Origin of the sequence: Sutcliffiella tianshenii (assembly GCF_016908565.1) — a bacterium.
GTDB classification, from domain to species: Bacteria; Bacillota; Bacilli; order Bacillales; family Bacillaceae_I; genus Sutcliffiella_A; species Sutcliffiella_A tianshenii.
In genome coordinates this window covers 437,286-461,055 of the sequence record NZ_JAFBED010000002.1, presented here as the reverse complement: position 1 = coordinate 461,055, position 23,770 = coordinate 437,286, and the positions used below count along the sequence as shown (strand labels likewise).

The following is a 23,770-nucleotide window of genomic DNA, read 5'->3' as shown; positions in this document are numbered from 1 at the left end:
CGGTCAATATGATACTTACTAATAAGAGCTGATTGAAAAATAGAAGGGGAATGACAGAATGAATTTACACATTACAAAAGAATCAGATGACAAGAAGAAGCGCCATGTAAATAAGATGCTATATGAATATAATCTGCAACACTTCCCCGAGGATTTAAGAGGTAGATACAAGGAAATCAATCTATATCTCACAGACGAAGATCAGAACGTTCGCGGCGGTTTATTGGGAGAGGTCTGTTGGAACTGGCTTGAAATCCATATCCTGATGATCGATGAAGACCTACGTAAACATGGTTACGGCTCCAAGCTAATGCAAGAAGCCGAGAAAGTTGCCATGGAAAACAAATGCGACTTCATCAAGGTGGACACACTAAGCTTCCAGGCATTGGACTTCTACAAGAAGCACGGCTATGAAGTGTATGGCGTGCTCGATCAGGTCGGCAGGGATCATGAGCATTATTTTTTGAGGAAGGTTTTATAAATTTAAGCTGATGATCCAAAGAGATTTTGGATAAAACGGAGAGATTAGGAATAATCTTTACCTAAAAAGATGCAAGCAGAGGGGAAATTCCCGGATAACTGCTTGCTTTTTTAGATTGTGATACGGCGAAAAGGGAAAAACGACGTTAGAGGCCTTTCAACTTCACCCCCAAAATGCATTATGCAGAAAAAAGAGATTTGCGATGAAAAATCATTGCCTTTCGATGAAAAAAATCAAAATATGCACAATTAACCTTGGTTTACGGTGAAAAAATTAAAAATATGCACAAACCGCATAATGCGATTTTTTCCGACACGTGTATTCAAAAGACACTATGAGAAAAAATTTATATTGTACTCCCCCGTCTGTTTTGAAATAATTGGTATATACTGCTTAAACTTTTGGGATTAATGTTCGACAAAAAGATAGAGTAAGCGATCATTCCACTTATGGAAAATCTAAAACCAGTACCATAAAAAATGGTGGAAGACAGGATGGATGCCGAATTCCGTCTTTTTTTTTATTTTTTGATAGGTTTCCAATATCCAGTACGTATTAATAGGCAGGTACCGAACATCGAGTAAGGGAGGGAACATGTTGAAGATAACCGAAGAAAATGTTGTACAACAAATAAAGCTGAAAAATGAAGATAGCGTTTCTTTTCTGGTTGAAAAGTATGGCGGCCTGATCCATGCAATTGTCCGGAAATACCTTGCAGGCAATCAGCAGGATATAGAGGAATGTGTAGCTGATGTATTGGTGGCCATCTGGTTCCATATCGAATCTTTCAATCCGGATAAAAATGAATTCAAGCAATGGGTTGCAGCAATCACCAAATATCGATCCATAGATTATGTGCGCAAAATGGAAAAGGCTAAAAATCAAAGAACTACGTGGGAGTTCGATGAAAACAGAGTAATCGTAAAAGATAGAAGTGAATCAGTGCCGGATGTACGCAGTATGATCAAGGATTTGAATGAAACCGAACGGGTTGTAATGGAAAGGTACTATTTAGATGGGATTTCTTCTAAAGAGATTGCAAATCAATTCCACTCAAAAGAATCCTGGGTCCATAACAAGCTTTCTAGAGGCAGGAAGCGATTAAAAACGATTCTATTAAAAGGCGAGGTGTAGGGAATGAGTATTTATAAAGAGTTGAATGATGTGCAGCTTGATATTAGTGAGTTTGAAGAGAAATCTTTATCAGAGAGTGAAAGAAAGCGTATTATCAAGAATGTCCAGAAAAAGATCCGTCCCTATCAAAGGAAGAATAACTGGACTTGGGCAGGTATAGCGGTTGTAGCTGCCTGTGTAATCGGTGCCACTACATTAACATTGGACAAAGGAACAATTGCAAGTATGCCCTTTGTTGCAGAACCGATTGAGAAATACATTAATGAGTTGCAGCCAAGTGATTTTTCCTCCTATAAAACAGCAATTGGAGAAACTGCAGAGAACGGTCTAGGAAAATTGACATTAAACGAGGTCATGATGGATGATCAGCAACTATACTTCAGTGCGACGTTCCAGCCAGCGGAGGGTGTGGAATTTGACTATCAGACGAATATTTTCCCGACAGTGAAAATCAATGGTGAGGATTATACGGTTTCTTCTGGTGGGCAATCCATTGAACTAAATGACAGCATGTTCACCATATACAATGATATCGATTTAAGACAATCCATCGACTCTGAGGAGCTTAACATAGAGATCAGTTATGATAAGTGGGAATATGATACGTTCATTGATCAGCCTTGGACTTTCGATGTGAATGTGTCGCAAAAGAATTTGCTCGAACAGAAGAGAGTCTTTACCCTGAATAAAGAGGTCACTTTAAATAATGGTGAGATCGTCACAATTGAAAAGGTGGTTTCAACTCCTATTTCCACTGCTATTTATTATGATCTTACACGGAGCTCAACCGAGGATATTTATTTTTCTATAAAGTCAGCAGATGGAACAGAGGTAAATGGGGGAAGCTCTTTTGTTTCCAATGAACCTGGGGAAGTATCCACGATTCGAATAAACGGATTGTCCATGAATGATGAGAAATATTTCTTGGTAGCCCATAATTCGGAGGATGTGGTTTTAAGCGACCCGATACCGATCAATTAGATTTGAAAAAGTACCATTCAAAAGGCATTACCGGTATTTAGGTAATGCCTTTTGAATGTTTGAGGAACCATTTTAAGTGTTAATTGTAAATAAAGAGGTCTAGTGAGTTTTATGTCGAATTTAAATCCTTATAGAATAACCAGTCACCACATCAACGCCATAGGAGGAATACATCATGAAATATATATACGAAGATAACAGATTGGGTGCCGAAGTTGTAAATGCCATTCGTTCGGGTGATACTCTCACGTTAAAAAGATTGCTGGCGGAGAATCCAGGGCTTACAGATGCGAGACTTATCGGAAATGATTATGAGGAAACTGGAACTTCACGGACCTTGCTGCATGTTGTGGCAGATTGGCCAGGTCACTTCCCGAACGGTGCTGCATCTGTGGGGGTGTTGGTGGATGCCGGAGCGGATGTGAATGCCAGATTCACCGGACATCATTCCGAGACGCCTCTTCACTGGGCAGCCAGCAGCAATGACTTAGAAGTACTTGACGCGCTACTTGATGCCGGTGCCGATATGGAGGCTGATGGAGCAGTCATCGCAGGCGGCACACCGCTAGATGATGCAGTGGCTTTTGCACAATGGCAAGCCGCTCGCAGGCTGGTAGAACGTGGTGCAAAGACAAAGCTCTGGACCGCAGCCGGGCTCGGATTGATGGATCAGGTCCAAAAACGGTTTGCGGGTGGCACAAGTCCAACCGAATTTGAGATCACACAGGCATTTTGGCTCGCGTGTCACGGTGGCCAACTCACTGCAGCGCAGTATCTGTTAAAACAGGGAGCTGATTTACAATGGATTGGTTACGATGGTCTAACTCCATATGATGCAGCAGTTCGTAGTGAAAATGACGAATTGATTGAGTGGTTAAGTAGCAAGGGAGCAAAATCCGCAGGTGGAAGAAAGCAAGATTAATTGGACAATTATTAGGAATTTATAATCATTGGTAGAAAAGCAAATCATGTTCTGTTGAAGGCATCCTATTTCTCTACGATGAAATAGGGGCCTTTTTGATTTGGTGAAGATAGTTTTCTAGCAAAGTGAAAGTATCCGGGAAAAGTGGCGTCTAATATGTATCAAGTGTTTTACGGGGGAGAAGGAATGAGAGAAGAGAACGAGATAACAGATTGGTTCAGGGCCTATCACAATGACATCTATAATTTCCTAATTTATTATACTGGTGGGGTGGATGTGGAGGATCTTGTGCAGGAGACCTTTGTAAAGGCTGTACGAAACATACATAAGTTTAAGGGAGACGCCAGCCCAAGGACCTGGCTGATAAGCATTGCCAGGAATGTGGCGATTGACGAAAGCAGAAAGAAAAGGAAAGAGAAAACGAAGAGAACACGTCTTTTCCGATTCAGTGATTCAGCAAAGGTATCAGATTCTCCAGAAGAAATTGTCGGCTTAAGCGAGACAAAGGCGGAACTCTATATTGCAATAAGGACGTTGAAGCAAAGCTATTATGATGTACTCATGTTAAGGGGAATCAATGAGCTGTCCGTACAAGAGACTGCACAAGCACTGAAGTGGAGTGAAAATAAAGTGAATCTCAGCTATCATCGGGCTTTGAAAGCACTGGAGAAAAAAATGGGAGGGCTGAAATTATGAAGGAATCCAGACTCCATGATGAACTTCGATCGTTTCCTAAGAATCATAGTTTAAAGGAAGAAAGCATAAGGAAAATAAAAGGCAACATAGAAAAGGAACTGGCAGAAAGACAAAGGAAATATCAAAATGGTACTTTTTTTAATAAAAAAGTAATTGCTATCGGATTTCTGACGATGACTTTGGCAGCAATTTTAATTTGGGTCATAGGTGCTCAGGAAGTGAATCTGCAAAAGCATGCTGGAAACCATAGTGATAAAATATTAACGATAGAAAACAAACAGAATGTAAGCATCCAGGATGAGATAAGGCCAGAGGATATTCATTCTGTCTCTCAAAGCGAGAACATCTGGGCATGGAATCCTAAAGAACCAAGGATTATACTTATGAATGTGGACGGTGCATCTGTAGTTCATTTAAACGTTCAATCCACCGGGGAGGCAGAAATCCTTCCTAAATTTGAAAATTTCTATACCTATATGCCATACACACCCTTGGAAGTTGAGATAAGTGAAACCCTCTATGGCAATGCATCAACTGGGAAAAAGACGATCTACATCCAAGGTGGGGACATAAGAATATCCAACTTGCTCGATTCTTGGGTAGGGGAAGAATATGATGGTTTAGAAAAAATGGGTCTAACCAAACTGTCGAGAGAAGAACAGGAAACCAAATTTATTTCTTATACATCTGAATACGATTATAAGATGGAGCCAGGAAAAGAATATGCCGTAATTTTAGCAAAACAGCCAGCAGATGATGAAATCTACACAGTCATCGAACGTGGATATGGGATCTTTGAAATAGAAGAGACAGAACAAGGTGAAAAAATATATAGAAATGTCATAACCGGAAAAACTTTGAATCTGAATTTCTGAAATTAAATAAGCAGCAGATCAAAAGGTGGTATGCACCAGTTGTTTTGCTGCTTATTTCAAGAAGAGAATATGTAAAAGCTATTTTTCCTTAAGTTCCACCATATATTCTTTTCCTTTTTGAACATAGGTATCAATCGAAAGCTGAATAAGATCTACGTCTTTATCCGTGATCTCCCGAATGACCTTTCCTGGAGAGCCGACAACAAGGGAACGCGGTGGAATCTTTTTACCGGAAGGGATCAATGTGTTTGCGCCAATGATACTTTCTTCCCCGATTTCAGCCCCATCCAAGATGGTTGCCCCCATTCCGATGATACATCTCTTTTTAACGGTACATCCGTGCAGGATGGCATTATGACCCACTGTTACCTCGTCTTCAATTACTAGAGGAAACCCTTCATACAGATGAGCTGTCACGTTATCCTGTATACTGCATTTCTTCCCGATGCTGATTGGTCCTTCATCCCCACGAAGAACGGCATTAAACCATACTGTCGATTCCTCGCCGATAGTAACATCACCAATAATATGAGCCCCTGGTGCAATGAACACTGATGAATCCACATTTGGACCCTTACCGCCATATCGGTATAACATAGGAAATTTCCCCCTTCGATTTTTGTCGGGCCTGCCCAAGCCGGCTCCACTTTTCGTATTGTCTAAATATTAAAATTAGTATAACATTATTTTTACGAGGGGTGAAAGAATAGATGAATAAATTAATAGAAATATTGAATATAAATCTACCAATCATACAGGGGGGGATGGGGAATATCAGTAATGCCCCGTTAGCTGCCGCTGTCTCGAATGCCGGGGGACTGGGAACAATCGGTGCCGGTACGATGACACCGGACGAGGTGGAAAAGATCATACTTGAGACAAAACAGCTTACAATGAAGCCATTTGCAGTCAATGTTGCTCTTTCGGTGTCTCCCTATACTAAAGAAATTTTAAGCTTGGTCATCAAGCATGGGGTCCAAGCGGTCTCTCTTTCTGCAGGTAATCCTGCTCCATTTATTCCAAAGCTGAAGGAGCATGGAGTCAAGGTCATTTGTGTGGTGGCCTCCCCGAAGCAGGCGGTCAAGGCTGAAACTTCAGGGGCTGATGTTATAGTAGCAGAGGGATATGAAGCGGCAGGCATCAATTCGAATCTGGAAACGACCACTTTCACCCTGATCCCGCAAATCGCTTCAAGGGTATCGATTCCAATTGCCGCTGCGGGAGGGATAGGTAATGGAAAAGGGCTTGCCGCGGCTATTGCTCTCGGGGCATCAGGTGTCCAGATGGGGACAAGGCTGATTGCAACAAGAGAAGCTCCTTTTCATGAGGAATATAAGAATGCGCTCCTTGCTGCCGATGATGGGGGAACAGTCATTGTAGGACGTTCTGTCGGGAGAGTCAGAAGGGTACTGAAAACGCCCTATTCAGACTATCTATTACAAAAAGAGGTAAATGGAATAACGCTTGAAGACTTCAATAGTTTGACGACAGAGGAGCACCACAGACTCGGGGCCCTTCATGGAAAACTTGACAAAGGCTTTATCAATGGGGGTCAGATTTCCAGCATCATTTCAGATATACCAAGTGTTGAAGATCTGTTTACTAGTATGATGAAGGACGCGAAGGAAGAATTAATACGTGCGGGTAACCTAATATAGTGCACCACATCTTCAGTACACGAAAATTTGATGTATCCGGCGCATATGATGTACCTTTTAACTCGCCTGACCGGCGAAAAGGGCGTTCATCCCGCTTATGATAGACCTTTTACCTCGCTCGACCGGCGAAAAGGGCGTTCATCCCGCTTATGATGGCCCTTTTAACTTGCCTGACCGGCGAAAAGGGCGTTCATCCCGCTTATGATAGACCTTTTACCTTGCCCAAGCGACCAAAAGGGCGTTCATCCCGCTTATGATGGCCCTTTTACCTCGCCCGAGCAGCGAAAAGGTCTTTCATCCCGCTTATGATAGCCCTTTTACCTCGCCCGAGCAGCGAAAAGGTCTTTCATTCCGCATATGAAGGACTTTTACCTCGCCCGAGCGATCAAAACATTCTTCATCCGGCATATGGGGCCTTCTAATACCACTAACATAAGAACCTTTTCAACTAAAAAAGGTTCTTTTAACTTTAATCTTAAACGAATTTATCCTCGACTTCCCCTAATCTGGAAGTCTTTTTTAATCTGATAGAAAAAGGTTTTTTTGACATAGAAGGCGTATTTATCTTAAAATAATAAAATATATAAAATTTTTAGAATATATTGACATTGAGAAAAATGGAGTGTTAATATAACGTTGAAAAAACGAATCTCTCTTTTTGCATGATAGAAATACATAATCTGTCAGTGCTATGTTATCCAGGGTTTACAGCTTGTAACTTTTTGCAAGCTTTAAAAATATTATTAGGGGGATATCTATGAAAAAGTTTCGAATGAAATCTGCATTGGCACTAATGGCAAGCTTCATGTTAATGGCTGGGTGTGGCTCAAACTCCACAGGCTCAGGGGATGATGAAAAGAAACAGGTAGTCATCGGTGTAACTCAGATTGTGGAACATCCTTCCTTGGATGCAGCTTTTGCCGGGTTTAAGAGGGCGCTAGAAGAAAACGGCTACAAAGAAGGAGAAAATGTAAAATATGATGTTCAGATTGCACAAGGGGAAATGAGCAACAGCCAAACGATCGCTCAGAATTTTGTTGCGGATGAAGTGGATCTAATTTTTGCCAACTCCACTCCTAGTGCACAAAGTGCGCTTCAGGCAACAAAGGACATCCCTATCGTCTTCACTTCAGTAACTGATCCTGTTGGGGCGGAATTGGTCGAGTCGTTTGACAAGCCAGGCGATAACATTACAGGAACTTCCGATACGCATCCAGATGCACTATCAAGTACAGTAGATTTTATGACTGGTGAGATCGGCGCGAAATCCATTGGCGTACTTTACAATGCAGGAGAGCAAAACTCTGTGGTGCAGGTAGAAGCGTTAAAAGAACTGGTGAAAGCAAAAGGTGCAAAATTGGTGGAAGCGTCCGTTTCCAATTCTGCTGAGGTCAAGCAGGCTGCAGAATCCTTCATCGGACGTGTTGATGCCATCTATATCCCTACTGATAATACAGTTGTATCAGCATTCCAGACGGTAGTCGGTGTGGCCAATGACGAACAGATCCCATTGTTTGCAGGTGAGCTTGATTCCATGAAGCTTGGAGCTGTGGCTGCCAGCGGCTTCAGCTATGAAGACCTTGGATATGAAACAGGCCTGATGGCAGTGAAGATATTAAAAGGCGAGAAGAAAGCATCTGAAATCCCAGTATCCTATCCACAGAACCTGAAGCTTGTCATCAATACAAAAGCGGCAGAAGCACAAGGTGTGGAAGTGAAGGATGCTTGGACGGAAATAGCTGAATTCTTTGATGGAAAATAATTATTAGGACAACAAGGAGATGATTCTAACATGAGTACAGCACTATTTGGTTCAGTCGAATTAGGAATCATCTACGCAATCATGGCCCTAGGGGTATATTTATCCTTTAGGGTCCTTGATTTTCCCGATCTTACCGTAGATGGTAGCTTTGTAACAGGGGCTGCAGTTGCAGCGACAATGATTGTGAACGGGTCCAACCCGATATTGGCAACTGTAATAGCGATGCTTGCTGGTTTTCTGGCAGGATGTATCACTGGTGCCTTACATACTTTTGGTAGGATCAATGCATTGCTGTCAGGTATCCTGATGATGATTGCTTTGTATTCCATCAATTTGCGGATCATGGGAAGGTCGAATGTCCCCATGCTGAATACGGAGACATTCTTCACTAAGCTCCGTACATGGTGGGAGGGAACGGGGATCGATCCACTCATCAATAACGCTTTTGGCTCCATCGGGTTAGGGGAATTCGTCCCAAGAACGTGGAGTGTCATATTTGTCATGATCATCGTAACGCTGGCAATCAAGTTCATAACAGATTGGTTCCTGAAGACGGAAATTGGACTTGCGATCAGAGCTACCGGTGATAACAAAAGAATGATCAGAAGCTTCTCGGCAAATACAAATGGCCTTGTCATCCTTGGTCTTGGAGTATCAAACGCAATGGTCGCTTTCTCTGGTGCGCTCATTGCCCAGCATGGAGGGTTTGCCGATGTTGGTATGGGTATCGGGATGATCATTATCGGACTTGCCTCGGTCATCATCGGGGAAGCGCTTTTCGGGACAAAAACGATTGCAAGGACGACACTTGCTGTAATCGGTGGAGCGATCATCTACCGGATCGTCGTGACACTTGCACTCCGCGTTGACTTCCTTGAGACTGGGGACATGAAGATCATCACGGCAACCATCGTGATCATCGCCCTGGTTGCACCTAAAATGATGGATGCGTATAAGGAGAGAAAGCGAAAACGGCAAAAAATGATGAAGCTGCAAACATTAAATGCAACCAGAGGAAAGGGTGATCAGCGTGCTTCACTTAACTCAGATTAACAAGGTGTTCAACGAGGGTACTCTTGATGAAAAGAATGCATTGGATCATGTGAATCTTTCCTTGAATGAAGGTGATTTTGTCACGATCATCGGAAGCAACGGTGCCGGAAAATCGACACTGATGAATATGATATCCGGTGTATTGACACCTGACACCGGAACGGTCGAAATCGATGGGAAAAATGTAACCTTCATGTCGGAGCATAAACGTGCAAGATATATCGGTAGGGTGTTCCAGGATCCCATGGCCGGGACTGCACCAACCATGACCATTGAGGAAAATCTCGCAATGGCCTATTCGAGAAACAGAACCCGCACATTCAGGCGGGGTGTCTCAAAGGCAAGAAGAACTTATTTCAAAGAGGTGCTTGAAACGCTTCATTTAGGGCTTGAAAATCGCTTGAATGCAAAAGTCGGAATGTTATCAGGTGGAGAAAGACAAGCGCTCTCCCTGTTGATGGCCACTTTTACCGAGCCTTCGATCCTCCTGCTTGATGAGCATACCGCTGCCTTGGACCCATCACGAGCCGAGCTTATTACCAACATCACAAAGGAGATTGTGGCTGATAAAGGATTGACCACTCTCATGGTGACGCATAATATGCAGCAGGCACTTGATCTTGGGAACCGCCTGATCATGATGGACAAGGGTCAGATCATACTGGAAGTCGGGGAAGAAGAGAAAAAATCGTTGACCATCGAGCGACTGCTACAGGAGTTCCAAAGAATCCGCGGTGAGCAGATGGCCAATGACCGGGCTTTATTGAGTTGAATGAAATTTAAAGTGATTTAAGCCGGAGCACTGAATGTGTTCTGGTTTTTTTGTTTGGGATATGGTCCACCCAGGGGTTGTCGCGAATTTACCAATTATCAAAATGAAATGATTATTTACAAAATTTCTACAATTTATTGACGGTTTATTTAACGAAATGTTATTATAGCGTTGAATAAACGTTATACGTTTTGAGGTGAAAAAGGTGAAGCCTGGACTAAAGGAAGGCTCTCATAAAAGCCTGACCATCAAAGTTACCCCATCCATGTTTGCACAATTCGAAGGGCAAGTGGTGCACCCCGTCTACTCCACGGCCACCATGGTCTATCATATGGAGTGGGTCTCGCGGCAGATCATCCTTCCCTTTTTGGAAGAGGAAGAAGAGGGGATGGGCGCGGAGGTTTCCGTAAAGCACCTCTCACCTGCTGCAGAAGGAACAGAATTGATTTTACATGCACTAGTCACCAATTTGACCCGCAACAGCATACATACAGAAGTCACGGTAAAAGCTGGGGATAGGGTAGTTGGTGAAGGAAAAGTAAAACAGGCTGTGCTGTCAAAAAGTAAGATAAATAGAATAATAGGGCAAGACTAAACAAGAATATGAGATAAAAAGGGTGATCGTGTTGACAAATTTGAAAACGCTTACTTCCGAAGTGGGGGGAATGGATATGTTCGACAAAATCCAAAATCATCAGCAGGTGGTCTTTTGTAACGATCCTGATACAGGCTTAAAAGCAATTATCGCCATACATAACACAACATTGGGACCAGCCCTAGGAGGCTGTCGCATGCAGCCTTATCAATCTGTTGACGCGGCACTTTTTGATGTATTGCGCCTGTCAAAGGGGATGACTTATAAATGCGCTGCAGCAGACGTGGATTTTGGTGGAGGGAAGGCCGTCATCATCGGGGATCCCAATAAGGACAAATCCCCCGAGCTGTTCCGCGCATTCGGACAGTTTGTGGAATCCCTCAATGGCCGATTTTATACAGGAACGGATATGGGGACTTCTCCGGAGGATTTTGTTCATAGCTTGAAAGAAACAAACTGTATCGTCGGAGTGGATGAAGTTTACGGCGGCAGCGGCGATTCTTCTGTACCGACAGCCCAGGGCGTCATCTATGGAATCGAGGCAACAAACCTGACAGTCTGGGGATCGAAAAACCTTTACGGTAAAAGCTATGCGATCCAGGGCCTTGGAAAAGTCGGGGCTAAAGTGGCGGAACAGCTTCTGCATGCGGGAGCCGATCTGTACGTTTCGGATATCAATGAGTTTGCCATCAATCAATTGGTCACGAAAGCAAAAGAGATAGGTGCCGGAATCAAAGTGGTAGGCGGCGATGAAATCTATTCAGTGGAAGCGGATGTCTTTGTGCCATGCGCGCTAGGTGGCATCATCAATGATCATACGGTGGAGCAATTGAAAGTGAAGGCTGTAGTCGGATCTGCAAACAATCAGCTGATTGAAAATCATCATGGTGCGATGCTGCAGGCTAAAGGCATCCTCTATGCACCGGATTACATTGTAAACGCCGGCGGACTCATCCAAGTGGCTGATGAGCTATACGAACCTAATAAAGAAAGAGTCCTGAGAAAAACGAAAGCCATCTATAATTCTTTGATGGATGTATATAAAGAGGCGGAGAAAATGAACATCACGACGGTGGAGGCTGCAAATAATTTCTGTGAACAGCGTCTTGCCGACCGTACGCGCCGAAACAGCTTTTTCACTCATTCAAAACGTCCTAAATGGTCTGTGCGAGTTTAATAGATGGAGGGGAAAGCGATGGAGAATCAATTTCCGATAAAAACATTGATGGATGAGAACGGAAATCTCACTGATGAGAACTACGCATCAAAAATCTCAAAAGAGCTTACAGAAACTCTTTATAGAAATATGCTCAGGATCCGTACATTCGATAAAAAGGCGATCAGCCTTCAGCGGCAAGGAAGAATCGGGACTTATGCCCCTTATGAGGGACAGGAAGCCTCCCAGGTTGGAAGTGCCCTTGCTTTAAATCAAGAAGACTGGCTGTTTCCATCCTATCGTGATCACGGAGCAACAATGACATTCGGACATTCCCTGAAAAATATCCTGCTATTTTGGAATGGACGGAACGAGGGCTGCGTCCCTGCTGATGGCAAAAAGGTGTTTCCTCCTGGAATTCCTATTGCAACTCAACTTCCCCATGCTGTTGGGGCAGCTTACGCAGAAAAAAGAAAAGGAACGAAAAATGCGAGTATCGTCTATTTTGGAGATGGAGCGACATCAGAAGGCGATTTTCACGAGGGATTGAACTTTGCAAGCATTCTCCAGGCTCCAGTCGTGTTTTTCAACCAGAACAACGGGTATGCCATTTCTGTTCCCATGTCGAAGCAGATGAAGACTGCAACAATTGCCCAGAAAGCCCTGGCCTACGACATGCCTGGCCATCGGATCGACGGCAATGATATATTTGCTGTTTATTTCCTTACACAAGAAGCCTTGGAACGGGCACGGAACGGGGAAGGCCCTACTCTGATAGAGGCGGTCACCTGGCGCTACGGTGCCCATACCACAGCTGATGATCCGACCAAATATCGAAACCAAGAGGAAAGTGAAGAAAGAAGGGAAAAGAAAGATCCCATCCTTCGCCTGGAGCGTTTTATGAAAAATAAAGGCTGGTTCGATGACGAAGCGAAATCCAAATGGCTTGCCCAAGTATCAGAAGAAATTGACAGTGCGATAGCGGAAATGGAGAGTTTTCCTAAGGCAGATCCTACAGATATGTTCGACCATGTCTTTGAAAAGCCGACATGGGGAATACAACAGCAAAAACAAGATCTTCTTCAACTGTTAAGGGGTGAATCAAGATGAAAACTGCAATCAAAACGAATACCTTGACGATGGTCCAGGCGATCACGGATGGGTTGGATACTATGTTGAAAACGGATGAGAACGTTGTATTGATGGGCGAGGATATCGGGCTCAACGGTGGAGTGTTCCGGGCAACAGAAGGATTGCAGGCTAAATTCGGGGAAGAACGCGTCATGGATACCCCTCTAAGTGAAGCAGGATTTGTCGGTGCTGCAATCGGTATGGCTATAAACGGTTTCAGGCCTGTGGTGGAGATTCAGTTTCTTGGATTCATCTATCCTGCCTATGAACAGATCATGACCCATGCCTCCAGGCTCCGCGCAAGAACGATGGGGCATTTCACTGCACCGATGGTGATACGCGCCCCCTATGGAGCTGGAGTTAGAGCCCCGGAAATACATTCGGACTCAACAGAAGCACTTTTTACGCATATGCCTGGAATAAAAGTGGTCTGCCCTTCCAATCCATATGATGCAAAAGGTCTCTTGATCTCTGCAATCGAGGATCCCGACCCTGTCCTGTTTTTGGAGCCGATGCGCTGCTATCGCTCGCAAAGAGAGGAAGTGCCGGAAGGGAAGTATACGGTTGAGATCGGTAAAGGCAAGATCTGCAAGGAAGGCGACGATGTAACTGTCATTGCCTGGGGTGCCATGATCCCTGTCGCCATGCAGGCAGCAAAGGAAATGGAACGAAAGGGAGTAGGCTGTGAGGTAATCGATCTTCGAAGCCTTTACCCGATAGATAAGGATATCATAGCTGAATCGGTCCAGAAGACAGGAAGGACAGTCATCATCCATGAAGCACATGCCGCTACGAGTGTCAGCGGAGACGTGATGGCCATCATCAATGAAACGTCCTTCCTTTACCAAAAGGCCCCGATTGAACGTGTGACAGGCTTTGATGTGCCGGTACCATATTTCGGTTTTGAAGATTATTATCTGCCGACAAGCAAAAGAGTTGAGGCAGCCATAGAAAAAGTGATGAAGTTTTAGCTCTTGGAGGTGCAGTGATGATAGAAGTGAAGCTACATGATATAGGGGAAGGCATGACCCAGGCAGATGTGTTGGCACTCTTCGTCCAGCCGGGAGACCGGGTGAACCCAGATGAGCCGTTGGTCGAGGTTCAGACAGATAAGATGACTGCGGAAATTCCTGCTCCCTATGCCGGTGTGATCAAAGAGGTGAAGGTCGAGGTCGGCCAGACGATTTCAGTTGGAACGACAATTTTTCTCCTGGATAGAATGTCACAAGACAGTGAAGCCGAGGTTGCTTCTGCTGTTGAAACAATTCCCGTTCCAGACACCTCCCCTGAAATTAATATAAAAGCATTGAATGAAGCAACGTCCGATCATGTGAAGTCGCAAGTCAAACGAACAATGGCATCTCCCTATACAAGAAAGCTAGCAAGGGAAAATGGAATAGATATTGAAAAGATCTCAGGTACTGGTCCAGCCGGGAGAATAACGGATCAAGATGTACTGAATTACGAAAAAGGGAAACGCCAACAAGGCTTAACATCTGAATCACCTACACAAAACAGCGTAGAAAAGAATCATTCAGAAGCCAAACCTACGACCATTCCTTTTAAAGGAAGAAGAAAGCAGATTGCCGCCAAGATGACACAATCTTTGTTAACGATCCCTCATTGCACCCATTTTGAGGAAGTGGATGTAACAAACATTTTGGAGATGCGTGAATTTTGGAAAAAGCGCAATGCGAGCATTTCTGCGACGGCGCTATTTGTAAAGGCGATAAGCATTTCGTTGAAAGAATATCCAATCTTCAATGCACGCTTGAATGAGGAAAAAGCACTTATCGAGCTACATGAGGAGCATCATATCGGAGTGGCAATCGATACACCGGATGGTCTGATTGTCCCTGTTGTACGAAATGTTGAGAAGAAGTCGCTGATTTCAATTCATAATGAGTTGAAGGAGCTTACTGCCAAAGCACAGGAAAACAGGCTTAACGTCGGCGAAATGACAGGAAGCACATTCACAATAAGCAATGTCGGTCCATTAGGTGGAAGCATAGGTGCTACACCGATCATAAATCAGCCTGAGGTAGGCTTGATTTCCTTCCATAAAACAAAAAAGCGGCCAGTAGTAAATGAAAAAGATGAGATTGTCATCAGGTCGATGATGAATATTTCCATGAGCTTTGACCACCGTGTGGCAGATGGTGCGACTGCAGTGGCTTTCACAAACCGGCTGACTGAATTATTGGAAGAACCAAAACTTTTATTGCTGGAGCTGGTCTAATATGGTAGTTGGAGAACTGACTCAAGAAAGGGACCTTGTGATCATTGGTGCCGGGCCAGGGGGATACCATGCCGCCATTCGGGCAGCACAGCTGGGTCTTGGGGTTACCCTGATCGAAAAAGGGGAAATGGGTGGTTTGTGCCTGAATGAAGGGTGTATCCCTTCCAAGGTACATACAGCAGCAGCCCAAAACCTGCATCGATTGAATGGCATGAAAAGCATGGGTATCCAAACTAATGATCCCACTTTTGATATGAGGACCTTGCAGGAGTACAAGAATGTCACAATCCAGCAGTTGAAGCAGGGAATCGAGGCGCTCTGTAAAGCGAATAAAATAGAAGTTTTAAAAGGCGAAGCGATGTTCCTTTCCCAAGACAAAATAGGGGTGGAAAATGGACATCAATATGATACTTACTCTTTTAAGCATGCAATCATTGCTGCCGGGAGGGAAAAGAAACCCATAATAAACTTAGAGGGAAATTACTTAACTATAACAACGTTATGGAAACTAGATGATATTCCTCCTTCGTTAATTTTATATGGGAATGATGATTTTACGGTGGAAGCTGCGATGTGCTTCAGTAAAATGGGCTCGGATGTGACAATGATTTTCCCACTAGGACAAAATGATTTCACTTTTGATGATGCAATAAATAAAGAGCTTACGCGGCAATGTAAAAAGCAGAAATTAAAACTGATCAAAGATGTGAAGGTAAATAACATCCATTATTCGGACAACAGCTGGGAAGTGGAAGTTCAAAATCCAGACGGCAAACTCCAGACATTGAAGGGCTCTCATCTTTATGTGGAGTCTAAGCCTGAGGGAATCAAGGAAGGATTAGGTATGGATAGGGCAGGCATCGAACTGGATGATAACGGAGCTGTAGTAGTGAATCACGCCTGCCAGACATCCGTTGGGCATATTTACGCAATCGGGGATATCACAGAGGGACCTGCGCTTGCAGTAAAAGCGATCAAACAAGCAAAAGTTGCAGCAGAAAATATCGCAGGCTTCCAATCAGAAGTAGACCTCACATTCGTTCCAAGAGTATTGCAGACGATCCCTCCCATTGCCTCTGTGGGGTTTAGCGAGAAACAAGCTATCGATGCGGGATATGAAATTACCGTCGGGGAATCGGCATTCAGGACCAATGGGTATGCATCCATCATGGGACAGAAGGATGGCATGATAAAAACAATCAGTGAAGCAGGGACGGATCTTATCCTTGGCGTCCACATGATTGGAGAAGGCGCGATCGAACTCATTTCTTCAGGTATTGTGGCACTTGAAATGGTGGGCAGGCAAGAAGATCTGCTCTTTCCGTTGTATCCACATCCGAGCCTTAATGAAAATTTCCTGGAGTCCCTTGAAGACCTATCCAACAAAGCGATTCACAAGCCACCCGCAACAAAAAAACATAAAGTGAATGTTTAAATGCTTTTGCACGTCAAAGCATTCTAGCTTTAAATGGGACTCTTGCTAGGGGAATGAATTTTCCATTATATTAAATTCAGAATAAAAATATTTTTCAATATATTTATGGAGGGGTCAAAATGAACGTAGAAAAAACGATGCAAAACCAGCCGCAAACAGAAGATTTCTTTCCAGTCAGGGATGTTGATTACTTAGAAATATTTACAGGGAATGCAAAACAGGCTGCCCACTTTTTTACGACTGCATTCGGTTTTGAACCAATCGCTTATTCCGGACTTGAAACAGGCAACAGGGAAAATGTCTCTTACGTGCTGAAACAGCGCAATGTACGTCTTGTTATTTCCGGCTCCCTTAAGCAAGATACAAGAATTTCCGAGTTTGTCAAAAAGCATGGAGATGGCGTGAAGGATATTGCCCTTTTGGTGGATGATGTTGAAAAGGCTTACAATACTGCCGTTGAAAGAGGCGCTATCGCCCTGCAGCCTCCACAGGAACTGACAGATGAAAATGGAAGCATCAAAAAAGCTGTCATTGGTACATATGGTGATACAATCCATACCCTGGTTGAAAGAAAGAATTATTCAGGTGTTTTCATGCCTGGTTTCAGAGCATACAAAAATTCCACTCCTGTGAAGGATGCAGGGATCATCGGCATCGATCATGTTGTCGGAAATGTTGAGAGTATGGAGGAATGGGTTGCATATTACGAAAAAGTGATGGGTTTCAAGGAAATGACCCATTTCACTGATAAGGACATCAACACTGAGTACTCGGCTTTAATGTCAAAAGTGATGCATAACGGCGGACGCATCAAATTCCCGATAAATGAGCCGGCTGAAGGGAAAAGAAAGTCACAGATCGAGGAATACCTGGAATTCTATAATGGCGCAGGAGTGCAGCATATCGCCATCCTTACGGAAGACATCGTTCAAACGGTCAGCAGGCTCAAAGAAAACGGTGTGGAATTCTTAAACACTCCTGATACGTATTATGAAATGCTATCTGAAAGAGTCGGGGAGATCGACGAAGAAATTGCCAAGCTGCGTGAATTGAGCATCCTCGTCGACCGTGACGACGAAGGCTACCTGCTTCAGATTTTCACCAAGCCTATAGTCGACAGACCGACACTATTCATCGAAGTGATTCAACGAAAAGGCGCCAAAGGATTTGGAGAAGGAAACTTCAAAGCACTATTCGAATCCATCGAAAGAGAACAAGAACTAAGAGGAAATCTTTAAGACTGGCTCTATATGCAGAGATTCTTGATATTGAATAATTCTTGGATAAAAATTTGACTTTAAACTCCCTGTTGGTCTCCGTTTCAGGTGTTCGCTTATCCAGGAAGGCCTCGGGAGCCTCCTCGGTGCTTGCGCACCTGCGGGGTCTCCCTTGACACGCTGCTCCCGCAGGAGTCTCACACCTTGCTCTCCAACCAACAGGGGTGACTGCTAGTATAAATTCGCCTTCCTAACGTGCAAAAATTGCAATTTATAAATATTTTTCAATTCAATAGAGTATTTAATCTGTTCTAAGACCATTTTTATTAACAAACAATGTTTAACCTGTGAGTTGATTGTAGCGGAGGACACTTGACTCCTGCGGGAAAGTAGAGGGCATGGGAGACCCCGCAGGCAAAGCCGAGGAGGCTCCCATCCGTCCCCGCGGAAAGCAAGTGTCTGGAGCGGAAATCAATGGGCAATATTTAATAACAACATTTTTACGTTTATTTAAAAAGCAAAAATCTTTGCGAAAACAGTCTATAGATTATATAAGCTTCAAAGAAAAAAGGAGGTATCTTACCCTCCTTTTTTTAAAAGGGGGATAAAAGATGGCAGTGAAAGTGAAGAGCAGGAAAATTCTACAGATGGTGACTGCCTATCCATTGGGAAAGAGTGTCTTCGATCTGCAAAAAGAAATGGGCTTGCCGAGCATCATCAATTTATCTGAAATTGAAAATGTCTTTGGATGCTCCCCTTATGTGAAAAACCATTTGACGCAACAGCTTGATCATTTATTTACATACCCGGACGGGTCGGCGAGATTGCTAACTGCCAAACTGGCTGAATTTTTAAACGTAAAAAGTGACCGTCTTTTTATTGGTAATGGATCTGATGAAATCATCCGTCTACTATTAAGGGCCTTTTTGAATGCGGGGGATGAAGCTGTCATGGCGGAAATCACCTTTCCTAGATATAAAACGAATGTCACCATAGAGGGAGGACGACCGGTATTAGTCCCGCTAATTGAAGGTAAACATGACCTTGATGGGATGCTCTTAAGCATCACGGAGAAAACAAAGCTGATTTTCGTATGCAACCCCAACAATCCGACAGGGACGATTGTGGAAAAAAAGAAGCTGGATGATTTTATTTCAAAGGTCCCTGAACATATTTTGGTTGTCTTGGATGAAGCGTATTACGAATATGTAATGAACGATGAATATCTTCAGTCTGTGCCTTACTTAAAGAAATACAGTAATCTGGTGATCCTGAGGACTTTTTCAAAAGTATATGGACTTGCAGGTCTAAGGATTGGATATGGATTGATGGATCCTTTTATTGCTGAGGAACTGAATAAGGTAAAAGAGGTATTCAATGTGAACCAGCTTGCCCAGGCTGCAGCGATCTCAGCATTGGATGATCAGGAGTTCCGGGTGGAATGTGTGGAAAGAAATGAAGAAGGTAAACGATTTTTGGAAAATGAACTGACCAAAATGGGCTACACTTTTTTCCCTACCCATGCCAATTTCATGATGATCCATACAGGACAGCCTGGGGATGTTGTCAGAAATGAGCTATTGAAAAATGGCATCCTCGTAAAATCCGGCTCCGCATTGGGATACCCAGATGCAATAAGGGTCACAATCAGCTCCATGCAGGACAATCATTATTTTATTAAATGCTTGAAAAATATCGAAAGTGGAAATGGTGGGATCTCATGAATGTTCAGCCAAGCAGTCTTGAATGGAAGGATGCCTATAAACTCTTAGTGGGTTCCATCCTGCCAAGACCGATAGCACTAGTATCCTCTATTGATAAAGATGGCATTGCAAACATTGCTCCTTTCAGTTTCTTTACTGCCATATGTGCAGACCCGATGCTTGTCTGTTTTTCCCCGATGAGAAGGGGGACCGATGGGGCAAAGAAGGACACGCTCCAAAACATAGAGGCAACAAAGCAATTTGTCATCAATATCGTGAGTGAGGATATGGTGGAGAAAATGAATATCACTGCAACTGAATTTCCTAGTGTTGTGGATGAGTTTCATGAGTCGGGCTTCACTAAAATCGATAGCCACGTAGTTTCATCCCCAAGGGTCAAGGAAAGTGCCGTTCAATTAGAATGCACGTTACACGAGGTGCTGCACTTCGGGGATGAACCTGGAGCTGGAAGCCTGGTAATCGGAAAAGTGGAAATGGTACACATTTCGGATGACCTTTATTATGAAGGCAAGATAGATACGAAAAAGCTGAACCCTGTGGGGAGAATGGCAGGTAATATTTACTCACGGGCAACCAGTGATATGTTTGAGCTAATCCGTAAAAGAGGCGATTAACATGAAATATATTAGCTTTACCCTTGGAAATGGGGAACAGCGGGCAGGATGGCTTGATGGTGACTTTGCTGTCGATATGCACGTGGCATCCGGAGGGATACTCCCAAAAGATATGCTGACTTTTATTGAGCATCACGAAAGCTTAGCTGAAAAGGTAAAAGAAACAGCTAAATCTCAAATTACTCAGGGCCGCTATCCATTAAATGATGTTGAGCTAATCTCGCCATTACCAAGACCGGTGAGTGTAAGGGATTTTTACGCTTTTCTTGAGCATGTGAAAACAGCTAGGGCAAAAAGGGGTCTTGAGGTCGTCCCTGAATGGTATGAAATACCCGTGTTCTATTTCACAAATCATTTGGCGATAAAAGGGCCAAATGAGCAGATCGAAAAGCCTGAACAATGTGAATGGCTTGACTATGAGTTGGAAATAGCCTGCATCATCGGGAAACAAGGAAAGAACATAAGTGCCGAAGACGCAGAATCACATATTTTCGGATATTGCATCATGAACGACTGGAGTGCCAGGGACCTTCAGGCAAAAGAGATGAAAGTCGGATTGGGTCCTGCAAAGGGGAAGGATTTTGCCACATCACTTGGCCCTGTGATTGTGACCAAGGATGAACTGGAAATATATAAAAGGGATGACAGATATGATTTAGCCATGACTGCCAGTGTCAACGGACGGCAGCTCTCGTACGGGAACTTCAATCAAATTCATTATACTTTTGCTGAGATGATCGAGCGGGCATCAGCGGGTGTGACATTGTATCCGGGAGAAGTGATCGGGTCCGGAACCGTAGGCACAGGCTGTATCTTGGAGCTGGGAACCGATGTCCATCCTTGGTTAAAATCAGGCGACTCGGTGGAATTATCCATTACCGGACTTGGTAAGCTTGTAAATTCCATAAAATAGATAGGAGGGTGCAAAGTGTATTATCGTAAAATGGGGGAAATCCCACATAAGCGTCATACGATGTTCAAAAAGGAAGATGGGACATTATACCGGGAGCAGGTGATGGGTACGAAGGGATTTTCAGGGTCACAATCCATACTCTATCATCATTTTTTGCCGACGGAAGTGGTGAAATCTGAGGTTCTGTACAGTTATCTTCCTGAATATGAAGAGCATACTGCCTTGAATCACCGTCATCTAAAGACAACTTCCATCGAAAAGAAGGGCAATGCATTGGATGCAAGGGAGTATTTGCTTGGCAACAATGATCTTTTGATTGGGACAATACTCGTCACTGAGGACATGAAGAGCTATTATCGCAATGGTGATGGAGATGAGCTGTTATACATCCATTACGGCTCAGGGAAAGTGGAGACGATGTTCGGGACCTTGACGTATAGACCTGGGGATTATGTAACCATTCCGATCGGCACCATCTATCGTGTGTTGCCGGCGGAGGAAACGAAGATCTTATTCATTGAATCCTTCAGTCAGTTGACGACACCAAGAAGATATCGGAATGAATATGGTCAACTATTGGAGCATAGTCCTTTTTGCGAAAGGGACTTCAGGGGTCCGGAGGTATTGGAAACCTATAGTGAAAAAGGTGAATATGAAGTACTTACCAAATCACGCGGTTTTGTCCACTCCCATATCCTTGGGCACCATCCATTGGATGTCGTCGGCTGGGACGGCTATTTGTATCCATGGGTATTCAATATAGAAGATTTTGAACCGATCACAGGCCGGGTGCATCAGCCGCCTCCAGTACATCAAACGTTCGAAGGGCATAATTTTGTCGTCTGCTCCTTTGTTCCAAGATTGTATGACTACCATCCGGAGGCAATTCCAGCACCTTACTACCATAGTAATGTGAACAGCGATGAGTTGCTTTATTATGTGGAAGGGAATTTTATGAGCCGGAAGGGCATCGAAATAGGTTCCATTACCTTGCATCCTTCAGGAATCCCGCATGGACCGCATCCAGGGACGACGGAAGCCAGCATAGGTAAAAAGGAGACTTTGGAACTTGCAGTCATGATAGATACATTCAAACCTCTAAAAATAGTGAAAAAAGCACAAGAAATAGAGGATAGGAACTATATGTTTACCTGGATTGAGAAATAATTGATCAGATGAGCCAAGCTTCTTCCAATAAGAAGTCTTGGTTTTTCTTTTTCATGTTACAGATGAGTGAATTTGTGTAACTCCTGTAATCAAAAGGCCGTGTTTGTAATAATTGAGGCTATTATTTATGCTTGTCAACACTCATTTACTAGAATAATTTATACAAACTGGATGATTGTGGGGAATTTCTCGATATGATTAAAAAAGTTTGTTGTCCTTCTACGTCTTGATATGCTTGGGTAGACTCACGATTTGGAATTATTATGAAAATAAGTGGATTTTAATTTCAAAAAATATCCAGTATTATTACATAAAACCCGTGATATGATTTTCGTGTAGCAAAAAACACTACAAAAAATTTCAAGGGGGAATTTCACCTATGAAAATCAACAAGAAATCCATTATTACAGCTGTGACTACAGCAGCGGTATTAACAGCAGCGCCATTCGGAATGAATGCAAAGGCTGAAGGTAATGCTCCTTCAAAGCCTACATGCGATCTAGGATCAAATGTTCAAACATTTAATAATCAAGAGGATGCTAAAGCATTTTTAGATAACTATATGAAAGATCTTGAAAATAAATTTGGTGTGAAGGTACAGTTTGGCCAAGGACAAGCACCGGCTCAAGCTGAGACACCACAAACTGAAGCACCAGCACCACAAAAGCAGGATGAACAAAAGCCTGCTGAATCAGTGGAAGCACCAAAAGCTGAGGAAAAACCAGTGGCAGAAGCCCCTGCTCCACAGCAACCGGCTCCACAACAGCAAGCTGAAGCACCAGCTGAAAATAAGACAGAACAACCTGCAAGTGCAGTAAGTGAATTCGAAAAGAAAGTGGTAGAACTTACGAATGCCGAACGTGCAAAGCAAGGATTGGCACCACTTGAGCTTGATGAAGAATTAAGTAAAGTAGCAAAAGAAAAATCAAATGATATGAAGAAAAACAACTACTTCGCCCATAATAGCCCAACTTACGGATCTCCATTTGACATGATGAAGCAATTTGGAATCGAGTACCGTACTGCAGGGGAAAACATTGCAATGGGTCAGCAATCACCTGAAGAAGTGGTGAATGCGTGGATGAATTCAGAAGGACACCGTGCGAATATCATGAATGGTGAGTTTACTCATATCGGTGTGGGTCATGTTGAAGATGGTAACTACTGGACTCAAATGTTCATCGGTAAATAATAGTTGATGGAAAAAAGACAGCCGAACTGGCTGTCTTTTTTTTTCGGATTATA

23 protein-coding genes are annotated in these 23,770 nt (G+C 43.4%); 22 read left to right on the top strand and 1 reads right to left on the bottom strand.

Annotated features, from left to right (window positions below):
* The first annotated feature begins 58 nt into the window (after nucleotides 1–58).
* The 6 genes from JOC95_RS05780 to JOC95_RS05755 all read left to right on the top strand — a co-directional run bounded on the left by JOC95_RS05780 (nucleotide 59) and on the right by JOC95_RS05755 (nucleotide 5,089).
* A complete protein-coding gene (locus JOC95_RS05780; protein WP_204414326.1) occupies nucleotides 59–481 on the top strand; it encodes a GNAT family N-acetyltransferase in 423 nt (140 codons plus the stop codon).
* Nucleotides 482–1,075: 594 nt separating this feature from the next.
* Nucleotides 1,076–1,615, top strand: a complete 540-nt coding sequence (locus JOC95_RS05775; RefSeq protein WP_239582714.1) for a sigma-70 family RNA polymerase sigma factor — start codon at nucleotides 1,076–1,078, stop codon at nucleotides 1,613–1,615.
* Nucleotides 1,616–1,618: 3 nt separating this feature from the next.
* Nucleotides 1,619–2,596: a DUF4179 domain-containing protein gene (locus JOC95_RS05770; RefSeq protein WP_204414325.1), complete on the top strand. Its 978-nt coding sequence runs from the start codon at nucleotides 1,619–1,621 to the stop codon at nucleotides 2,594–2,596.
* Between the two features lie 175 nt (nucleotides 2,597–2,771).
* On the top strand, nucleotides 2,772–3,518 hold the full coding sequence (locus JOC95_RS05765) for an ankyrin repeat domain-containing protein (protein ID WP_204414324.1): 747 nt from the start codon (nucleotides 2,772–2,774) through the stop codon (nucleotides 3,516–3,518).
* Between the two features lie 186 nt (nucleotides 3,519–3,704).
* Nucleotides 3,705–4,214, top strand: a complete 510-nt coding sequence (locus tag JOC95_RS05760; RefSeq protein WP_204414323.1) for an RNA polymerase sigma factor — start codon at nucleotides 3,705–3,707, stop codon at nucleotides 4,212–4,214.
* Nucleotides 4,211–5,089, top strand: a complete 879-nt coding sequence (locus JOC95_RS05755; protein ID WP_204414322.1) for a hypothetical protein — start codon at nucleotides 4,211–4,213, stop codon at nucleotides 5,087–5,089. Before JOC95_RS05760 ends, JOC95_RS05755 begins: the two co-directional genes overlap by 4 nt.
* 78 nt (nucleotides 5,090–5,167) lie before the next feature.
* Here JOC95_RS05755 and JOC95_RS05750 read toward each other — a convergent pair whose 3' ends face one another.
* On the bottom strand, nucleotides 5,168–5,686 hold the full coding sequence (locus JOC95_RS05750) for a gamma carbonic anhydrase family protein (protein ID WP_204414321.1): 519 nt from the start codon (nucleotides 5,684–5,686) through the stop codon (nucleotides 5,168–5,170).
* A 113-nt stretch (nucleotides 5,687–5,799) separates the two neighbouring features.
* Between JOC95_RS05750 and JOC95_RS05745 the strand changes: the two genes are divergently transcribed.
* From JOC95_RS05745 to JOC95_RS05670, 16 genes are all read left to right on the top strand, one after another.
* Complete coding sequence (locus tag JOC95_RS05745) at nucleotides 5,800–6,747, top strand: NAD(P)H-dependent flavin oxidoreductase (protein WP_204414320.1); 948 nt, start codon at nucleotides 5,800–5,802, stop codon at nucleotides 6,745–6,747.
* A 757-nt stretch (nucleotides 6,748–7,504) separates the two neighbouring features.
* On the top strand, nucleotides 7,505–8,509 hold the full coding sequence (locus JOC95_RS05740) for an ABC transporter substrate-binding protein (RefSeq protein ID WP_204414318.1): 1,005 nt from the start codon (nucleotides 7,505–7,507) through the stop codon (nucleotides 8,507–8,509).
* A gap of 30 nt (nucleotides 8,510–8,539) precedes the next feature.
* Nucleotides 8,540–9,562, top strand: coding sequence for an ABC transporter permease (locus tag JOC95_RS05735; RefSeq protein ID WP_204414316.1), 1,023 nt, complete (start codon nucleotides 8,540–8,542; stop codon nucleotides 9,560–9,562).
* Entirely contained in the window at nucleotides 9,540–10,334 is a 795-nt protein-coding gene (locus JOC95_RS05730; RefSeq protein WP_204414314.1) for an ATP-binding cassette domain-containing protein, read from the top strand. The genes JOC95_RS05735 and JOC95_RS05730 overlap by 23 nt, the downstream gene beginning before the upstream one ends.
* Before the next feature lie 205 nt (nucleotides 10,335–10,539).
* The gene (locus JOC95_RS05725) at nucleotides 10,540–10,929 is read left to right on the top strand and encodes a thioesterase, FlK family (RefSeq protein WP_204414312.1); all 390 of its coding nucleotides are present in this window, start codon (nucleotides 10,540–10,542) and stop codon (nucleotides 10,927–10,929) included.
* A 70-nt stretch (nucleotides 10,930–10,999) separates the two neighbouring features.
* Nucleotides 11,000–12,106 (top strand): Leu/Phe/Val dehydrogenase, encoded by a 1,107-nt coding sequence (locus JOC95_RS05720; RefSeq protein WP_204414701.1) that lies wholly within the window; start codon nucleotides 11,000–11,002, stop codon nucleotides 12,104–12,106.
* Nucleotides 12,107–12,124: 18 nt separating this feature from the next.
* A complete protein-coding gene (gene pdhA / locus JOC95_RS05715) occupies nucleotides 12,125–13,195 on the top strand; it encodes a pyruvate dehydrogenase (acetyl-transferring) E1 component subunit alpha (RefSeq protein WP_204414310.1) in 1,071 nt (356 codons plus the stop codon).
* The gene (locus tag JOC95_RS05710; protein WP_204414308.1) at nucleotides 13,192–14,187 is read left to right on the top strand and encodes an alpha-ketoacid dehydrogenase subunit beta; all 996 of its coding nucleotides are present in this window, start codon (nucleotides 13,192–13,194) and stop codon (nucleotides 14,185–14,187) included. The genes pdhA and JOC95_RS05710 overlap by 4 nt, the downstream gene beginning before the upstream one ends.
* A gap of 17 nt (nucleotides 14,188–14,204) precedes the next feature.
* A complete protein-coding gene (locus JOC95_RS05705; RefSeq protein WP_204414306.1) occupies nucleotides 14,205–15,455 on the top strand; it encodes a dihydrolipoamide acetyltransferase family protein in 1,251 nt (416 codons plus the stop codon).
* Between the two features lies 1 nt (nucleotide 15,456).
* Nucleotides 15,457–16,890: a dihydrolipoyl dehydrogenase family protein gene (locus tag JOC95_RS05700; RefSeq protein ID WP_204414304.1), complete on the top strand. Its 1,434-nt coding sequence runs from the start codon at nucleotides 15,457–15,459 to the stop codon at nucleotides 16,888–16,890.
* Nucleotides 16,891–17,009: 119 nt separating this feature from the next.
* Complete coding sequence (hppD, locus tag JOC95_RS05695; RefSeq protein WP_204414302.1) at nucleotides 17,010–18,128, top strand: 4-hydroxyphenylpyruvate dioxygenase; 1,119 nt, start codon at nucleotides 17,010–17,012, stop codon at nucleotides 18,126–18,128.
* A gap of 590 nt (nucleotides 18,129–18,718) precedes the next feature.
* Nucleotides 18,719–19,831, top strand: a complete 1,113-nt coding sequence (gene hisC / locus JOC95_RS05690) for a histidinol-phosphate transaminase (RefSeq protein WP_204414301.1) — start codon at nucleotides 18,719–18,721, stop codon at nucleotides 19,829–19,831.
* Nucleotides 19,828–20,445: a flavin reductase family protein gene (locus JOC95_RS05685; RefSeq protein ID WP_204414300.1), complete on the top strand. Its 618-nt coding sequence runs from the start codon at nucleotides 19,828–19,830 to the stop codon at nucleotides 20,443–20,445. Before hisC ends, JOC95_RS05685 begins: the two co-directional genes overlap by 4 nt.
* Nucleotide 20,446: 1 nt before the next feature.
* On the top strand, nucleotides 20,447–21,358 hold the full coding sequence (locus tag JOC95_RS05680) for a fumarylacetoacetate hydrolase family protein (protein ID WP_204414299.1): 912 nt from the start codon (nucleotides 20,447–20,449) through the stop codon (nucleotides 21,356–21,358).
* Nucleotides 21,359–21,388: 30 nt separating this feature from the next.
* Nucleotides 21,389–22,525, top strand: coding sequence for a homogentisate 1,2-dioxygenase (locus JOC95_RS05675; RefSeq protein WP_204414700.1), 1,137 nt, complete (start codon nucleotides 21,389–21,391; stop codon nucleotides 22,523–22,525).
* A gap of 379 nt (nucleotides 22,526–22,904) precedes the next feature.
* Entirely contained in the window at nucleotides 22,905–23,717 is an 813-nt protein-coding gene (locus JOC95_RS05670) for a CAP domain-containing protein (RefSeq protein ID WP_204414298.1), read from the top strand.
* Nucleotides 23,718–23,770 lie beyond the last annotated feature (53 nt).

Bases quoted from the DNA above. Each gene is read 5' to 3' on its own strand.
- JOC95_RS05680 (WP_204414299.1), top strand. From the start codon at position 20,447: ATGAAATATATTAGCTTTACCCTTGGAAATGGGGAACAGCGGGCAGGA.
- JOC95_RS05685 (WP_204414300.1), top strand. From the start codon at position 19,828: ATGAATGTTCAGCCAAGCAGTCTTGAATGGAAGGATGCCTATAAACTC.
- JOC95_RS05775 (WP_239582714.1), top strand. From the start codon at position 1,076: ATGTTGAAGATAACCGAAGAAAATGTTGTACAACAAATAAAGCTGAAA.
- JOC95_RS05755 (WP_204414322.1), top strand. From the start codon at position 4,211: ATGAAGGAATCCAGACTCCATGATGAACTTCGATCGTTTCCTAAGAAT.
- JOC95_RS05735 (WP_204414316.1), top strand. From the start codon at position 8,540: ATGAGTACAGCACTATTTGGTTCAGTCGAATTAGGAATCATCTACGCA.
- JOC95_RS05675 (WP_204414700.1), top strand. From the start codon at position 21,389: ATGGGGGAAATCCCACATAAGCGTCATACGATGTTCAAAAAGGAAGAT.
- JOC95_RS05765 (WP_204414324.1), top strand. From the start codon at position 2,772: ATGAAATATATATACGAAGATAACAGATTGGGTGCCGAAGTTGTAAAT.
- hppD (WP_204414302.1), top strand. From the start codon at position 17,010: ATGAACGTAGAAAAAACGATGCAAAACCAGCCGCAAACAGAAGATTTC.
- JOC95_RS05770 (WP_204414325.1), top strand. From the start codon at position 1,619: ATGAGTATTTATAAAGAGTTGAATGATGTGCAGCTTGATATTAGTGAG.
- JOC95_RS05750 (WP_204414321.1), bottom strand. From the start codon at position 5,686: ATGTTATACCGATATGGCGGTAAGGGTCCAAATGTGGATTCATCAGTG.
- JOC95_RS05670 (WP_204414298.1), top strand. From the start codon at position 22,905: ATGAAAATCAACAAGAAATCCATTATTACAGCTGTGACTACAGCAGCG.
- hisC (WP_204414301.1), top strand. From the start codon at position 18,719: ATGGCAGTGAAAGTGAAGAGCAGGAAAATTCTACAGATGGTGACTGCC.
- JOC95_RS05720 (WP_204414701.1), top strand. From the start codon at position 11,000: ATGGATATGTTCGACAAAATCCAAAATCATCAGCAGGTGGTCTTTTGT.
- JOC95_RS05700 (WP_204414304.1), top strand. From the start codon at position 15,457: ATGGTAGTTGGAGAACTGACTCAAGAAAGGGACCTTGTGATCATTGGT.
- JOC95_RS05710 (WP_204414308.1), top strand. From the start codon at position 13,192: ATGAAAACTGCAATCAAAACGAATACCTTGACGATGGTCCAGGCGATC.
- JOC95_RS05740 (WP_204414318.1), top strand. From the start codon at position 7,505: ATGAAAAAGTTTCGAATGAAATCTGCATTGGCACTAATGGCAAGCTTC.
- JOC95_RS05705 (WP_204414306.1), top strand. From the start codon at position 14,205: ATGATAGAAGTGAAGCTACATGATATAGGGGAAGGCATGACCCAGGCA.
- pdhA (WP_204414310.1), top strand. From the start codon at position 12,125: ATGGAGAATCAATTTCCGATAAAAACATTGATGGATGAGAACGGAAAT.
- JOC95_RS05745 (WP_204414320.1), top strand. From the start codon at position 5,800: ATGAATAAATTAATAGAAATATTGAATATAAATCTACCAATCATACAG.
- JOC95_RS05780 (WP_204414326.1), top strand. From the start codon at position 59: ATGAATTTACACATTACAAAAGAATCAGATGACAAGAAGAAGCGCCAT.
- JOC95_RS05760 (WP_204414323.1), top strand. From the start codon at position 3,705: ATGAGAGAAGAGAACGAGATAACAGATTGGTTCAGGGCCTATCACAAT.